Raw genomic sequence first — 15536 nt, forward strand, 5'->3', positions numbered from 1 at the left:
GGTTTTTTTGTCGAATTTTATCATATTGGGTCATATCCGTCAGAGAGAAGGGCATTCTATAAGAAAAATGGAGGTGTCCAGATTGCCTTTCTCAGACTATAAACCGGGTGATCAAGTATATGTGATTTATCGAAATCCACATGCAGCAAACGTAGCACAAATCAAAGAAGCAGAAATCGTTTCACATCCATACAACGAAGAGGAGCTTGCCCTATTTTTACTTGAAACGTACCATCCTTTAGCTCCAGATGATGCGGTCTTTCCGACATATGAAGAAGCAGAAGCTCTTTATCAAGATTTATTTGAATAAGGGAGATTTTAGAAAGGATAAAAGCCATCCTGCACGGTTAAAGTAACGGTATGAAAACCTATAAGGTAAGGATGTGCTAAATATGATCAAACCTTTTGTGCCCCAGCTTGTGTACATTGAACCACGGGCGTTAGAGTACCCGTTAGGACGAGAGCTGAAGGAAAAGTTCGAGGGGATGGGTATTGAAATAAGAGAAACGACTTCACATAACCAAGTAAGAAATATTCCGGGTAAAAATGACTTGCAAAAGTATCGTAATGCGAAATCAACGCTTGTCATTGGTGTGAGGAAAACGTTGAAGTTTGATACGTCTAAACCATCTGCGGAGTATGCGATCCCATTTGCAACAGGCTGTATGGGGCATTGCCATTATTGCTACCTGCAAACGACGATGGGAAGTAAGCCATACATTCGAACATATGTGAATGTTGAAGAAATATTAGATCAGGCGGAGCAGTACATGAACGAGCGTGCACCGGATATCACGAGATTCGAAGCTTCTTGTACGTCAGATATTGTAGGAATTGACCATTTGACACATACACTAAAGACAGCAATTGAATACTTCGGCCAGACTGATCTTGGTAAGCTTCGCTTTGTGACAAAATTTCATCATGTCGATCATTTACTTGATGCAAAGCATAATGGCCGGACAAGATTCCGCTTTAGCATCAATGCGGATTATGTCATTAAATATTTCGAACCCGGTACATCACCGTTAGATCAGCGAATTGAAGCGGCTGTCAAGGTTGCGAAAGCAGGTTATCCTCTTGGTTTTATTATTGCCCCAATCTACATTCATGAAGGCTGGCAGGAAGGATATAAAGTTCTTTTTGAAAAGCTCGATGCAGCTCTTCCTGAAGATGTGAGGCACGATATCACCTTTGAAATGATCCAGCATCGTTTTACAAAACCAGCGAAGCGTGTGATCCAAAAAAACTATCCGAAATCAAAATTAGAATTAGATGAAGAAAAAAGACGTTACAAGTGGGGTAGGTATGGAATTGGGAAATATATCTACCAAAAAGATGAGGAACAAGAACTAAGACAGACGTTAGAATCATATATTGATCAGTACTTTCCGTCTGCAAAAATTGAATATTTTACTTAAAGCAAGCCTTTGTGGCTTGTTTTTTTCTATTTAAATTTTCTTACAACTATTGAATACGGTATCAATTATGCCGATATATACAACAAGGTATGAAAGTAGGATATAGGGGTGTGAGGAGATGTTTAAGAAACTTCAAGTGAGAATAGCTGTTTTTATCTCAGTTATTTTAATTTTAACCGTTGTGGCAGTTCAAGTGGGTTCCAACATAGTATTGACACCACTCATTGAACGGGATGCAAAAACAACTACAGCAGCAACAGCAGAAAGCATGAGAGATATTATTGCTCAAAAGCTTGATAATTACGGGGATACAATAAACAGACTGGCAACAAGTACACTGACAAAAGATTTTGCCCAAAAGCAAACAAAACAAACATTAACTTTTGAAAACGATGAACTAAAAGGCTTGCAGGAGCAGGATGAACTGATCTCACTTGCCTATATAGGAACAAGTGACGGCAAAATGTTTGCCTTCCCAGAATCTGATTTTGGCGAGGGATATGATCCAACAAAGAGAGATTGGTTTATTAATTCTGCTGAAAAGCCTGATGAAGTCATCTGGACAGATCCGTACATTGATAAAGCAACGAATGAAATGGTTGTCTCAGCCACCAAGGCAATTGTGCGAAATGGAAAAGTTGTTGGCGTCGCAGGACTTGATTTGAAGCTGTCTTCCATTCAATCATATATTAAGGAACAAAAGATCCCTTATATGGGAACTGCTTTCTTAGTTGATGGCAAAGGAACGATTTTGGCACATCCAACTGAGCAAGGAAAAAACATATCAAAAGTTGCTTCTGTAAAAAAAGCGATCGACAATTCCGGTATTGATGATAATAAAGAACTGACGGTCATTTCTAAAATCAAAGAGGCAGACTGGACAATAGGTGTCAGCTTTGAGAAAAAGAAACTGCTTTGGATCACAGAACAAATGAATCAGACGAGCATCATTATTTCAGTGATTGCCATTATTCTTGCGATCATTCTCAGTTTCTTATTAGCAAAAAGCATTACAACGCCAATCAAGCGTCTGATCGAGCATGTGCGTAAAGTATCTGAAGGTGATTTAACCAATTCACTTGAAACGAAATCTCAAGATGAGATTGGTATCCTCACAAAGAGCTTTAACCAAATGACCGAGGGAATCAGAGAGTTAATTGAAAAAGTGAAAGGGGCTTCAGACCAAGTAGTGACATCAACGGATGAAGTCACACAAATTTCAAATGAAACCTTGCTGTCGAGCGAACAGATTGCGACCGCCATTCAAGAGGTGGCAACAGGCGCGTCTAAACAGGCATCAGATGCAGAAACAATTAATGAGAAATCAGAGCAACTGTATGAGAAAGTGCGCCATATGGGTGAGCTTGCCACGCAAATGCAAACCAACTCAAAATCATCTGAAGATGCAAGCTATAAAGGGCTTGATGCACTTGGTGTGCTCGTTCAAAAATCAACACAAGCGAGCGAAGAATCGAAAAAGGTAGAGCAAATGCTGCTAGACCTTGAGCATAAAACGAAAAATATCGAAAACGTGGTGACAGCCATCTCTCAAATCTCGGATCAAACGAATTTACTTGCACTGAATGCAAGCATTGAAGCAGCGAGAGCTGGAGAAAGCGGACGAGGATTTGCTGTTGTTGCAGAAGAAGTCAGAAAGCTTGCTGAACAATCTGCGCAATCAACCAAACACATTAGTGAAACCGTCAAACTCATTCAAGATGAATCGAAGAAGGCGGCTGAAGCGATGACAGCAGCAAGCAAGATGAATGAGGAACAAGGTGACGCCATTAATGCAACAGGTGAGGCACTGAGCAGCATCACAATGGAAATGCAGGCACTTGTCGGTACAATCGACAACATTCATACACAGATCAATGAAATGACAGAAGAACAGCAGAAGATGAGTGACTCCATTCAAAGCATTGCTGCAATTTCAGAAGAATCGGCGGCTTCAGCTGAGGAAGTGCATGCGTCTACAGATGAACAAGTCCAAGTTTTAGAAAGAACGAAAACCTCGACTGAAATGCTGAACGAATCAAGCAATGCATTACGTCAGGCAGTAGATCGGTTTAAGCTGTAAAGAAGCGGAAAGGAACCTTGCGACGTGAGCAAGGTTCTTTTTGTATGATAAAATAAAGCAGAGGAGGTGTTGACATGAATGTCAATTTATCTGGAAAAAAAGCATTGGTCGCTGCAAGCAGTCAAGGTATCGGAAAAGCGATTGCCTTTGCTCTAGCGAAAGAGGGAGCAGATGTGATGCTTTCAGGAAGGCATGAGCACACGCTGAAAGAAACGGTGAAAGAATTATCTCCACTTGTAAAAGGAAAGCTGACTTATCAAGTATGTGATGTGTCTGACGCGCAGCAAATCAAGGCGCTAGTTCAAGCGGCAGCTGGTGATGAGAAGTGTGTAGACATTCTTGTGAACAATACAGGCGGGCCTAAAACAGGGACGCTTGAAACCTTAACAGATGAAGACTGGATGGAATCATTTCAGCTTCATTTACTCAGCTATATTCGATTATTAAAAGCGGCCTTGCCTTATTTGAAAAAACACGGTGCACGCGTGTTAAACATTGCGTCTATGTCAGTAAAAGAACCGATCCCAGGCTTAATGCTGTCAAATACTTTTAGACCGGCTATTGCCGGCTGGACAAAAACAGCCGCTCAGGAGCTTGCAAAGGATGGTATTTTGATTAATACGTTAGCCCCAGGGAAAATTGAAACAGAGCGCGTCAAACAGCTAGATAAGCACCGCGCGCAGGCAGAGCACCAAACGGTTGAAGAGATCAAAGCACAGGCTGAACGTACGATTCCGCTTGGCCGTTATGGACAGCCAGAGGAATTTGCAGCATATGCAGCTTTTCTTTTATCTGAAGCAAGTACATATATGACAGGTCAAACACTTATCATTGATGGTGGATTGACAAAGTCTCTTTAAGGAGGAACAAGAGATGACACAAATCAAAACAGTTGGTTTTATTGGAATTGGTGTAATGGGACGCAGTATGGCAGAACATTTAATGGATGCAGGTTATGAAGTTCTCGTTTATACAAGAACAAAAGCGAAAGCAGATGCACTCATTCAAAAAGGCGCATCATGGAAGCCGGAAGTGAAGGAAATTGCACAACATGCAGATGCTGTCATCACAATGGTAGGATATCCATCAGATGTAGAAGAAATCTATTTAGGTGAAGAGGGGCTTGTGGCATATGCTGCGCCTGGTACTTATCTGATAGATATGACGACATCGAAGCCTCAGCTGGCAAAAGAAATTGAAGTAAAAGCGAAAGAAAAAGGGCTGTTTGCATTAGATGCACCAGTTTCTGGCGGAGACGTAGGCGCAAAAAATGCAACGCTTGCGATCATGATTGGCGGAGAAAAATCAGCCTATGAAGCGTGTTTGCCCTTATTTGAGAAAATGGGCGAAAACATTCATTATCAAGGACCTGCAGGAAGCGGCCAGCATACCAAAATGTGTAACCAAATTGCGATTGCAGCAGGCATGGTAGGTGTCGCAGAGGCTATGGCCTATGCCGAAAAATCAGGACTTGATCCAGAGCACGTGCTCAAAAGCATCACAACGGGCGCGGCAGGAAGCTGGTCCTTGTCAAACCTTGCACCAAGAATGCTGAAAGGTGATTTCGAGCCAGGGTTCTACGTGAAGCATTTTATTAAAGATATGGGCATTGCACTTGAAGAAGCAGAGCTGATGGGAGAAGAAATGCCAGGACTCTCACTTGCAAAGTCACTTTATGAAAAGCTGAGTGAGCAGGGAGAAGAAAACAGCGGCACCCAAAGTATATATAAATTATGGGTGAAATAAAAAATCTGTCCCACGTAGATGGGACAGATTGTAGCGTGTAAACAAACCCTCTCATTTTTTGAAGGTTTTCAATCACGCTAAAAAGAAGACAAATTGAAAACCTGCCCCAGAGGGACAGGTTTTTTTGATATTATTTCCCAATAAATTGCTGCGTCCAGTAGTTGCCAGATTTCACATAACCAACACCGATATGTGTATAGTTTTTGTTTAAGATATTGGCTCTATGGCCTTCACTGTTCATCCAAGCAGTCACCACTTCTTGTGGAGATCTTTGACCTTGGGCAATGTTTTCACCTGCTGTTTTGTAAGTGATCCCGAATTTCTTCATTTGATCAAATGGAGATCCGTAAGTTGGGCTTGTATGAGAGAAATAGTTTTTATCTTTCATATCTTGAGATTTTGCGCGAGCAGATTTGCTTAGCTTTGAATCAACAGAAAGTGCTTTTAATCCTTGCTTTGCACGCTCTTTGTTTGTAAGCTCAACGACTTCTTTTTCAAATGCATTCAAGCTGCTGTCTGCTTTTGCTGTCGTTGTGTCTTTTTGATCAGCTTTTGTATTGTTATTGTTGTTTGTATTTTGTTTTGCTGGCGCACTTGGTTTAGAAGCAGTAGGTTTTTTCACTGATTCTTGTTTTTGTTCATTTTTTGCTTTGTTTACTTCTTTCACCACTTTTGTGCCAGTAACAGGTTGACCGCTTTTGATCAGCTTGTTTAAAAGAGCTTCGATCTCTTTTTGATTCGACTTGCTTAGCTTGTTTACATCTGAAGAGATATGTAATTTTGTAGCTAATGTATGAAGATCAATGGTTTGATGCTGTACATGTATTACTTGTTTCAGGTTAAGCTCCTTCGCATCAGCTGAATGTCCCCCAGTGAACGTGATGAGTGCAGCAGCCGTTAGCGCTGAAAAAAAGAATGATTTCTTCTTCATATTGTAACTCCTCCTAAAATCTTTGTTTTGTTTTCTCACAGAAAATCATAACATGGACTTTTTGTTATAAACGTACCAGCATCCTCCATTGACAATGCCTGTTTGTCATTTTTGTTAAAGTCACAAAAAAATCCGCCTCATATCAATGGATAGGGGATTCTTCCATTTAATGAAAACGACATAAACATACCAATATTTTAAAGTGTTAGTATATTTTTTTTCATAATAGGGATTGACAGCTTTTTTTCACTTGTTTCGCTGTAACAACTATTACAAAAGTGTTACAATAATGAGTGGTAATTGTAAAAGATTGAAAGGATGAGAGGAGCTACATAAGTGGGAGAGAAACAGCATCAAGGTGGTGCCGAGCAGAAAAAATTCAAGCGCCGGAACGCCTGGAGGATTAATCTCTTTTTCTTCGCTGTCTTTAGTTTGTTTGCTGTGCTTGTGATCAAGCTTGGTGTGCTGCAAATCGTCAATGGTGAGGATTATAAAAAGCAAGCAAACCGAACAGAGGTCAAAACAGCATCATACCCTTCTCCGAGAGGAAAAATGTATGACGCGAGAGGAAGAGTCGTCGTTGATAATGAAAGTGTACCTGCCATCGTTTATACATCAGAAAGCGGTGTGAAAGCGAAAGATAAGATTAAGGTAGCAAGAAAACTTGCGACTTATATAAAAATGGATACTGATTTTTTGAGAGAGCGTGACATTCGAGATTTTTGGCTGGCAAGCCATCCGAAAGAAGCGGATAAGCTCATTTCAAAAGCAGAGCAAAAGAATCTTAAAGCAAAAGATGTCTATCCGCTTCAAGTAGAGCGTGTGCCTAAGAAAGAAGTTAAGGCGATCGAAAAAGATGCAGAGGAAAAAGAAGTTGCAGCGATCTATCGTCGATTTACAGGCGGATATGCCTTTGAGCCTCAAATCGTGAAAGCAATGGACCCCAATGAAGAGAAAAAAGGGGACGAAAAAGTTGCTTTACTCGATGAAACAAAAGAGTCAAAGCAGACATCATCTGTGAGTTTGACCTATGAAGAGATTTCACTTGTGTCAGAGCATCTTGATGAACTGCCTGGTGTGAATGTCATCAATGATTGGACAAGAAAATATCCGTATGAGAAGACCCTTTATAATGTACTTGGCGGTGTGACCACACCTGAGCAGGGGATTATAAAAGAGCGTGAAGATTACTATATGGCAAGAGGCTACTCACGTAATGACCGAGTAGGGAAGAGCTATTTAGAGTATCAATACGAGGATTTTCTGAACCCGGAGAAAGCGACCGTTCAATATACTCAGGTTGGCGGGAAGCTGCTCGATGAAATCAAGCGGACAGAGGGACGAAGAGGACTTGATCTTGCACTGACATTTGATATGGAACTGCAAAAGGAAGTCGACAAGATCGTCGAATCAGAGCTTAGATCCGCTAGTGCGAGAAACTATATGATGGACCGTGCATTTGTTGTGATGATGGACCCTAACACTGGGGATGTTCTTGCGATGTCTGGCAAGAAAATGGACGGTAGAGACGTCACTGATTATGCCATCGGAACATTTACGACCCAGTACGAAATGGGCTCTGTTGTCAAAGGAGCTACTGTCCTCTCTGGTTATCAAGATGGCATGTCACACAATCAATCATATTTGGATACTGGGCTCTATTTTGCAGGTACTGGAGGGAAACCGAAAAAGTCTTACAAAGACCTTGGATGGGTCAACGACCTTCAGGCTCTCCAAAAGAGTTCCAACGTATACATGTTCCAAGTAGCGATGAGAATGGCAGGGATTACCTACCAAAAGAATGGGCCATTACCAGCGAGACCTGAACACTTACAAAAAATGAGAAACTACTATGCGCAATTTGGTCTTGGCGTGAAAACAGGGATCGATTTGCCGCAGGAATCAAGCGGGATGCAGACACATCCGAAGACGGTCGGAGGACTTTTGCTTGATGAAGCAATTGGCCAGTATGACACGTATACACCGCTTCAAGTTGCCCAGTACATGTCGACGATCGCCAATGGAGGAAATCGCGTTCAGCCAAGAGTGGTGAAAAGCGTTCACCTTCCAACGAAGAAGAATGAAGTCGGCCCAGTTGTGAAAAAATATGAGCCGAAAGTGCTGAATACAATTAACAACTCGAAAGCAGATATTGACCGCGTCAAAATGGGGCTGAAAATGGTCACATCGACCGGCGGTACTGCCGCAGGCCGCTTTGGTCAGCATGATGTCGCAGGAAAAACAGGGACGGCCCAAACCTTTTACTATGGTGCTAACCGCAGCTGGTGGGGGAATGCCACGTACAATTTAACCTTTGGGGGATATTATCCATCGTCCAATCCGAAGGTGGCTTTTAGTGTCGTGACCCCTTATGTCTCAGACAAAGATTCCGTCATTAAAACCATCCCAAGTAAAATTATTGATAAGTACGTTGAATTACAAAAGAAATACGAAAAGCAGTAAACAGCAGAGAGCACAGCAAGAGAATGTGCTCTTTTTTGCTGAAAATATGGACGTTTCCCTCGATGACGGAAGGAAAATACGGGTTTTCTAGCGAATCTTTTTTATACATCAATCTAAGGACAACCCTAAAAAATGAAAAGGAGGGTCGGACGACGATGGAACAAAAAATGAAAGATTCGAATCAGCTTTATTCGAATATTGATTTACATGCCGTTCTTTCTTCTAATGGCCGCTTTCTCTACATTTCTTCTAACTGTAAGCAGCTTTTGCTCTATGAACAAAAGGATTTACTAGGGTGTTTTTTGAAAGACTTTGTTCATACCGAAGATCAATTTCTCGTCGAGAGTTATTTCTACAATCAGCACATGCTAGAGATTTCCCACTTTAGGCTGCTTAGAAGTGACCTAACAGCTGTATGGATTGAAGCTAGTATTGATTTTGTTGCTTGTGATGAGTTAGACAGTGAATTAAGTAGAGAAATGATCCTAAAAATGAGGGTGCTGGACACTGAACCGCAAAAAGCAGCATTTCAAACAACATCAGAAGTGTCAGAACAGTCGTTAGGCAGTCTGCCGGCTTTCCAACATGTCAGTGAAGCTGAACAATTGATTGCCATGCTGCCAAATCCGTTATGTATTACGATTTTAGGGGAAATTGTTTATGCGAATGATGCGATGCTTCAATTAATGGGGGTAAGTACAAGGGATGACATGATTGGCAAAACTGCATTTGACTTTATTGCTGAGGAGTACCATGACATTGTGAGAAGCCGAATTACAAGGCTGCAGCAAGGTCTTCCAGTCGGAATGATTGAACAGATTTGGAAACGGAAAGATGGAAGCAGCATTCATATCGAAGTGAAGTCATCACCAACGATCTATCAAAATCAGCGGGCAGAGCTTTTGCTATTAGTAGACATCTCATCCCGTAAGAAATTTCAAACCGTTCTGCAAAAAAGCCGTGAGCGGTATCAGCTGCTCATCCAAAACTCCATTGATACGATTGCGGTTATTCATGATCACAAATGGGTGTTTATGAATGAATCAGGCATTAAATTATTTGAAGCCGAGCATTACGATAAATTAATAGGAAAAGATATTTTCCATCAAATCCATTCATGTGACCAGCAAAAAGTGAAAAAAAGCATATCACGTATTATTGAAAGAGCATCAGATTCTGAGATTGTCACGATGAGCTGTCATACGTTTAAACACAAGCTGATTTATACAGAAATGGTGTGTATCCCAACTACATTTTTTGGAGAAACAGCCGTTCAAATTATTTTAAGAGATATCTCCGAACGTAAGCAGACAGAAGAGCTCATGCTCCGATCTGAAAAATTATCGATCGCAGGCCAATTGGCTGCGGGCATTGCACATGAGATCAGAAACCCATTGACTGCCATCAAAGGCTTTTTGCAGCTCATTAAACCGCAAACAAAAGATCGGGATCAATATTTCGAGATTGTTTTCTCTGAACTGAGCCGGATAGAAATTATTTTAAGTGAGCTGCTCATGCTGGCAAAACCGCAGCAAACGGCATCGATGCAGACACTAGATTTGAAAAAAATCATCAGCGAAGTCACGGCTTTATTAGAAACACAAGCGAACTTAAATGGCATTTTAATGAATACTAGTGAGATAGAAGAGGGTCTCCTGATGAACGGGGATCAAAATCAGCTCAAGCAGGTGTTTATCAATTTAATCAAAAATGCCGTAGAATCCATGCCGGACGGAGGTAAGGTTGACATTACGGCCAAAGCAGAAAGAGATGGAATCCACGTTACCATTCGTGATGAAGGGGTCGGTATTCCTGAATCGGTCATGAAGCGAATAGGAGAGCCCTTTTTAACGACAAAGGAAAAAGGGACTGGACTTGGCCTTATGGTGACATTTAATATTTTAGAAAATCACAACGGCACGATCCGTGTGGATAGTCATCCCGAAAAGGGCACCGCATTTCACATCATGTTTCCTGCAAAATAAAAACAACGGCAGGAGAGCCGTTGTTTCAGTCTGTTAAATGAATGGAACGTTTTTCAAGAACGAATTGTTCTAGGCGGTCAAGTCCTTCTTTCAGTGTTTCAAGTGAATAAGCATAGGATAGACGCACATACCCCTCGCCGAGTGGAGAGAAAGCAGACCCTGGTACGACAGCGAGTCTTGTACTTTCTAACAGCTCCATACAAAAATCAAAGGAACTCATCCCAAACGATTCAATGGATGGAAAAATATAAAAAGCGCCAGAAGGCTTAATGACCGGAAGCCCCATAGAAATGAGCCGATCATATACATAATCGAGCCTTTTCTTATATTGCTCTCTCATGATGAGTGCATCATCCACACCATTTGTCACAGCTTCAAGTGCCGCCTTTTGTGAGACAGCCGAGGCACAAGACACGTTATATTGATGTACTTTTAATACATGTTTAGCAATGGGAGCTGAAGCAAATAAAAAGCCAATTCTCCAGCCGGTCATGCTATGAGACTTAGACAGTCCGTTAATCACAATGGTCTGTTCCTTTAAGAAAGAAGCGATTGAATGATGCGGCCGGTCAAATGTCAGCTCGCTATAGATTTCATCGGATAAAATAAAGATGTCTTTTCCTTCAAGGAGCTGGGCAATCTCTTTCAATTCTTCTTCTGAAAGCGTGACACCAGTTGGGTTTGAAGGATAAGGAAGCACAACACACTTTGTCTTTTCCGTTAATGCATCCTCAATCAGCTTGGCATTTAATTTAAAGCCAGCATTCGTTGTGTCGATATGTACGGGCTTCCCGCCACACATTCGAATGATCGGTTCATAGCCAGGGTAGACAGGTCCAGGTAAAATCACTTCATCACCCTCTGACAAAATGGTTCGAAACGCGGCATCAATCGCTTGACTTGCACCTGTCGTCACAATGATTTCTGACTCTGCATCATACTCAAGGTTGACTTTCTTCTTGATGTAGTGCTGGATTGCTTGTCTTAGCTCTAGGAAACCAGCATTATGAGTGTACGAAGTAAAATTCTCGTCAATGGCTGCTTTTGCAGCTGTTTTGACATGATGCGGCGTATAAAAATCGGGCTGGCCTATCGTCAAAGAAACGACATCCTCATATGACGATACGAGATTTGAAAATGTTCGAATGCCTGAAATTTCAATATCCTTTACTCTTGGATTCAGCAAATGCTCCATTTCTCATCACCTTAAAAATTTATGTTTTTATCCTATTTTACCATTCACTGCATAAATGTCACCTGCGAAAGGCACTGGATATCATTATCTGTAGTCTATTCTCCTATTCATCACAGCATGAGTGATATATTGAAGAAAGAGCAACATTTATTATAGCGTAACCTCACGAGAAAATACAGGCTGCGGTGAACATGATTAGAAAACGTCACAACTGCGTAAACTGAAAGAACGTGAGAATCAGGGTCATGAGAATTGCTTTCATAGACATACGATCTCCTAAAGGAGGACGATAAATGGAACAATCAGCGAAGACATCGAAAATAGCGTTTCTATCCGTGATAAGTAACACATTTGTTGTCATCTTAAAAGTCATTGTGGGTCTGCTCACTGGATCTGTTGCGGTTTTATCAGAAGCCATTCATTCTTTTCTCGATTTAATGGCATCTTTTATTGCATTTATCTCTGTTCGTATTTCAAGAAAGCCAGCAGATTCTAAACATCCTTATGGACACGGAAAAGTCGAAAATATTTCTGGAACGATTGAGACCTTGCTGATTTTCGTTGCGGGCATTTGGATCATCTACGAATGTGTTCACAAATTAATGCATCCAGAGCCAGTCAAGCTGCCTGTGCTTGGCATTGTGGTGATGCTGATAGGCGCGCTCATCAATTTTATCGTATCGAAGGTTGTGAACAAAGAGGCAGAGCGAGTACATTCTGTCGCCATGAAATCGAATGCATTGCACCTGTTAACAGATGTGTATACGTCATTAGGGGTCGCATTCAGTTTATTGCTCGTCGCATTAACCGACTGGTATTTCTTAGATCCGATCATTGGAATGATACTTGCTCTCTTTATTATGCGTGAAGCATTTAAACTCATGAAAGAAGCCTTCCCGCCGCTCGTAGACGCCCGGCTAACGCCCGAGGAAGAACAATCGATCGAAGCAATCATTCAAGGATTCAGTCAAGAATTCATCGAATATCATGACTTTCGAACAAGACGATCCGGTGCAGAGGAATATATTGATTTTCATTTGATTGTAGATGGCAAGACAACGATTGAAGATGTTCATCAATTATGTGATCGAATTGAAGAGAAGATTCAGCAAGAATTTCCGCATGCACAAATCTTTATTCATGTAGAACCTGAAAGTGAAAGAAGCACGCAAACGTAAAAAGGCGATCAACCAACTTAGGTTGTATCGCCTTTTTTTACGCTTCATCTATGAAATGAAATCAATATCCATAAGCAGTATCGTAATCTTCATACCAAGAGATATAAGCTGCGTCATCATTTGACAAATCATGCTTCATGTCTAAAAAATCAGCTTCGCAAATATCTTCAATCACAGTCATTTCATTGTTCTTTAATTGTACGACAGTTCCCATCATGAACACCTTTCTTTAAAAAATCCTTGACTATTGTACCATGTGAAGAACGATTGTCAACAGCAGAATGGAAACAAGACGAAAATATCACAAAATGTTAAAAAATCAGGAGGTAAAAGAACTAGAATTGCCATGATTTTCACAAATTTTCAGTATTTATTCACATAAATCATTGAGGATGAACTGATCTAAAATATATGTAAAAGTGTAAAGTTACATTGATCTTGCGATATTCATAAGATATAATAACGAATGATTATAAGAAATTTATAGAAAACATACATAATAAAGGAGAAATAGGATGGAAACAAACATAACAGAACCACACATTCAAGAAAAGAAACATCCTGAGCTAGCAGGCGTAGGCTATCGTTTTCTTGCACACCTTTTAGATGGTATCATCATCGGCGTACCATATTCTTTTATCATGTTTATTTTGGCAACACTCTTTTTTGTCTCAAGTCCAGAGGCAGCCTTGATGATGGATGACGACAGCTATTACTATTCAACAACCGTGATGACAGATGAAGAATGGGCAGTGATTATGGGACTTATCTTTTTCTATATAGGAGCGATCTTGATCGGTATCGTGGTGACATGGCTTTATTACGCCATTATGGAATCAACAAAACTGCAAGGAACGCTTGGTAAGATGGCTCTTGGGATTAAAGTGACAAGAGTAACGGGCGAAAAAGTGACATTCGGCCGTGCAACAGGCCGCTTCTTTGCAAAAGGCTTTTTGTCTCCAATCTTATATATTGGCTACATCATTGCCTTTTTCACAGAGAAAAAACAAGCACTTCACGATTTAATTGCAAGTACCATTGTTGTGAAGAAATAATGAAAAAAAGCACCTCTGCTCAATCGTAAGAGGTGCTTTTTCTATAGATTGCTTGTATGGAAGAGAGACGTATGACATAAAATAGAATGATAGTGGAAAATTAGGCAGGGAAGGGAGACAAAGGATTGAAAACAGGGAAAAAGACCATGCAGAAAAAAGGGGCAGGCTTCGGGCTGTTTATGACAGCACCCATTTTGGCCTGGGCATTGTATGACTTTGCAAATACGATATTTTCATCGAATATGATCACCATTTTCTTCCCGTTCTACTTGCAGGAAACGATCGGAGACAGTGCGAGAATGGATCAGATCGCTAGTACATTTATATCTTATGCAAACGCACTAGCTAGTTTTTTTCTCGTCATTTTCACACCATTATATGGAGTCCTGATTGATCGTACAGGAAAAAAGAAGCGCTACATCACAGTGTTTACTCTAATATGTATAGCTTGTACGTTTTTAATGGGGATCTTTGCTGGAATTGATTTCTCAGCCGAATGGTTTGGGCTGCCTGTCTCTTTATTAGTAGTGGTCACCTTGTTTGTGATTGCAAAATTTTTCTATCACTCGAGCCTAGTGTTTTATGACACCATCCTGCCTGATCTTGGGACAAAGGATGAAATACCACTAATTTCTGGATTTGGCATTGCCGTTGGTTATTTAGGGACACTCGTCGGTCTCTCAGTTTATTTACTTGTTGGCAATGACCAATTTCATGAAGCATTTATTCCGACAGCACTATTATTCTTTCTCTTTTTCCTGCCATTTCTCTTTTTTGTAAAAGACCCTCATCCACTTCCGCAGCAAGAGAAAAAGGCGTCATTTTTCAGCGGGTATAAAGAAATTATTCGCACGTTTAAAGAGATGAAGCATTACAAGCCGGCTTTTATCTTTATGATTGCTTTCTTTTTTATGAATGATGCCTTACAGACAGCGATTGCGATGATGGCTGTGTATGCCAAAATCATCATTGGCTTTACTGCAGGACAATTTATTCTGCTTTATCTTGTGTCGACCATTTCAAGTATCATTGGCTCCTTTTTATTTGGATATATCACAAAAGCGATTGGGGCAAAGCGCTCAATTACAGTCGTGTATGTGATTTTGATCGTTGCCCTGATTCTGGCTGTGACAGCCACAACAGAATGGATCTTCTGGGTGGCTGGCAGTTTATTCGGTATTTCACTCGGCGCAAGCTGGGGGGCATCACGAATATTGATTATTGAGCTGACACCAAAGGAAAAGAGAGGACAGTTTTTTGGTCTCTTTGCATTCTCAGGGAAAGTGTCTTCCATTATTGGACCCATCATTTATGGGTCAGTCACTCTGCTGTTTGCAGAGCACGGAAACCTCGCAAGCCGTCTTGCGCTAGGGTCTTTACTTATTCTTGCAGCGATAGGACTTGTGATTCATCAATTCGTACGAGAGAAAGCATAAAGAAACGTCAACTTTTTACCTATGCTGCCGATATAAAAAGTACAAT

The 15536-nt window shown here is 40.9% G+C and carries 13 protein-coding genes; 10 read left to right on the plus strand and 3 right to left on the minus strand.

Annotated elements, in window-relative coordinates:
* Positions 1–67: 67 nt before the first annotated feature.
* The 5 genes from NST39_RS07135 (at position 68) to NST39_RS07155 (ending at position 5247) form a co-directional block, all read left to right on the plus strand.
* Complete coding sequence (locus NST39_RS07135) at positions 68–310, plus strand: transcriptional regulator SplA domain-containing protein (protein ID WP_044139803.1); 243 nt, start codon at positions 68–70, stop codon at positions 308–310.
* Between the two features lie 82 nt (positions 311–392).
* Positions 393–1421 carry a spore photoproduct lyase gene (gene splB, locus NST39_RS07140; protein ID WP_044139804.1) on the plus strand — a complete coding sequence of 343 codons (1029 nt, stop codon included), beginning with the start codon at positions 393–395 and terminating at the stop codon, positions 1419–1421.
* A 118-nt stretch (positions 1422–1539) separates the two neighbouring features.
* Positions 1540–3501 carry a methyl-accepting chemotaxis protein gene (locus NST39_RS07145; protein WP_341027653.1) on the plus strand — a complete coding sequence of 654 codons (1962 nt, stop codon included), beginning with the start codon at positions 1540–1542 and terminating at the stop codon, positions 3499–3501.
* 74 nt (positions 3502–3575) lie between these two features.
* On the plus strand, positions 3576–4361 hold the full coding sequence (locus NST39_RS07150) for an SDR family oxidoreductase (protein WP_341027654.1): 786 nt from the start codon (positions 3576–3578) through the stop codon (positions 4359–4361).
* Between the two features lie 13 nt (positions 4362–4374).
* Positions 4375–5247, plus strand: coding sequence for an NAD(P)-dependent oxidoreductase (locus tag NST39_RS07155; protein WP_341027656.1), 873 nt, complete (start codon positions 4375–4377; stop codon positions 5245–5247).
* A gap of 130 nt (positions 5248–5377) precedes the next feature.
* Here NST39_RS07155 and NST39_RS07160 read toward each other — a convergent pair whose 3' ends face one another.
* On the minus strand, positions 5378–6178 hold the full coding sequence (locus NST39_RS07160) for a CAP domain-containing protein (RefSeq protein WP_044139808.1): 801 nt from the start codon (positions 6176–6178) through the stop codon (positions 5378–5380).
* A 336-nt stretch (positions 6179–6514) separates the two neighbouring features.
* On the opposite strand from NST39_RS07160, the gene NST39_RS07165 reads away from it, so the two are divergent.
* Both NST39_RS07165 and NST39_RS07170 read left to right on the plus strand, forming a co-directional pair.
* Positions 6515–8641 carry a peptidoglycan D,D-transpeptidase FtsI family protein gene (locus tag NST39_RS07165; protein WP_341027658.1) on the plus strand — a complete coding sequence of 709 codons (2127 nt, stop codon included), beginning with the start codon at positions 6515–6517 and terminating at the stop codon, positions 8639–8641.
* A 155-nt stretch (positions 8642–8796) separates the two neighbouring features.
* Positions 8797–10626 carry a PAS domain-containing protein gene (locus tag NST39_RS07170; RefSeq protein WP_341027660.1) on the plus strand — a complete coding sequence of 610 codons (1830 nt, stop codon included), beginning with the start codon at positions 8797–8799 and terminating at the stop codon, positions 10624–10626.
* Between the two features lie 25 nt (positions 10627–10651).
* Here the strand turns inward: NST39_RS07170 and NST39_RS07175 are convergent, their stop codons facing one another.
* Positions 10652–11821: an aminotransferase A gene (locus NST39_RS07175; protein ID WP_341027661.1), complete on the minus strand. Its 1170-nt coding sequence runs from the start codon at positions 11819–11821 to the stop codon at positions 10652–10654.
* Between the two features lie 293 nt (positions 11822–12114).
* Between NST39_RS07175 and NST39_RS07180 the strand changes: the two genes are divergently transcribed.
* Complete coding sequence (locus NST39_RS07180) at positions 12115–12999, plus strand: cation diffusion facilitator family transporter (protein WP_341027662.1); 885 nt, start codon at positions 12115–12117, stop codon at positions 12997–12999.
* A 61-nt stretch (positions 13000–13060) separates the two neighbouring features.
* Here the strand turns inward: NST39_RS07180 and NST39_RS07185 are convergent, their stop codons facing one another.
* Positions 13061–13213 (minus strand): hypothetical protein, encoded by a 153-nt coding sequence (locus tag NST39_RS07185; protein WP_341027663.1) that lies wholly within the window; start codon positions 13211–13213, stop codon positions 13061–13063.
* Between the two features lie 301 nt (positions 13214–13514).
* On the opposite strand from NST39_RS07185, the gene NST39_RS07190 reads away from it, so the two are divergent.
* Together NST39_RS07190 and NST39_RS07195 are read left to right on the plus strand one after the other, a co-directional pair.
* Positions 13515–14054, plus strand: a complete 540-nt coding sequence (locus tag NST39_RS07190) for an RDD family protein (protein ID WP_065097176.1) — start codon at positions 13515–13517, stop codon at positions 14052–14054.
* 125 nt (positions 14055–14179) lie between these two features.
* Positions 14180–15490, plus strand: coding sequence for an MFS transporter (locus NST39_RS07195; RefSeq protein WP_341027665.1), 1311 nt, complete (start codon positions 14180–14182; stop codon positions 15488–15490).
* The last annotated feature ends 46 nt before the right edge of the window (positions 15491–15536 follow it).

This window comes from Bacillus sp. FSL W8-0645 (genome assembly GCF_038007905.1).
GTDB classification, from domain to species: domain Bacteria; phylum Bacillota; class Bacilli; order Bacillales; family Bacillaceae; genus Bacillus; species Bacillus pumilus.

Coding starts and splice junctions, on each gene's coding strand:
- NST39_RS07135 (WP_044139803.1), top strand. CDS start 68: ATGGAGGTGTCCAGATTGCCTTTCTCAGACTATAAACCGGGTGATCAA.
- splB (WP_044139804.1), top strand. CDS start 393: ATGATCAAACCTTTTGTGCCCCAGCTTGTGTACATTGAACCACGGGCG.
- NST39_RS07145 (WP_341027653.1), top strand. CDS start 1,540: ATGTTTAAGAAACTTCAAGTGAGAATAGCTGTTTTTATCTCAGTTATT.
- NST39_RS07150 (WP_341027654.1), top strand. CDS start 3,576: ATGAATGTCAATTTATCTGGAAAAAAAGCATTGGTCGCTGCAAGCAGT.
- NST39_RS07155 (WP_341027656.1), top strand. CDS start 4,375: ATGACACAAATCAAAACAGTTGGTTTTATTGGAATTGGTGTAATGGGA.
- NST39_RS07160 (WP_044139808.1), bottom strand. CDS start 6,178: ATGAAGAAGAAATCATTCTTTTTTTCAGCGCTAACGGCTGCTGCACTC.
- NST39_RS07170 (WP_341027660.1), top strand. CDS start 8,797: ATGGAACAAAAAATGAAAGATTCGAATCAGCTTTATTCGAATATTGAT.
- NST39_RS07175 (WP_341027661.1), bottom strand. CDS start 11,821: ATGGAGCATTTGCTGAATCCAAGAGTAAAGGATATTGAAATTTCAGGC.
- NST39_RS07180 (WP_341027662.1), top strand. CDS start 12,115: ATGGAACAATCAGCGAAGACATCGAAAATAGCGTTTCTATCCGTGATA.
- NST39_RS07185 (WP_341027663.1), bottom strand. CDS start 13,213: ATGGGAACTGTCGTACAATTAAAGAACAATGAAATGACTGTGATTGAA.
- NST39_RS07190 (WP_065097176.1), top strand. CDS start 13,515: ATGGAAACAAACATAACAGAACCACACATTCAAGAAAAGAAACATCCT.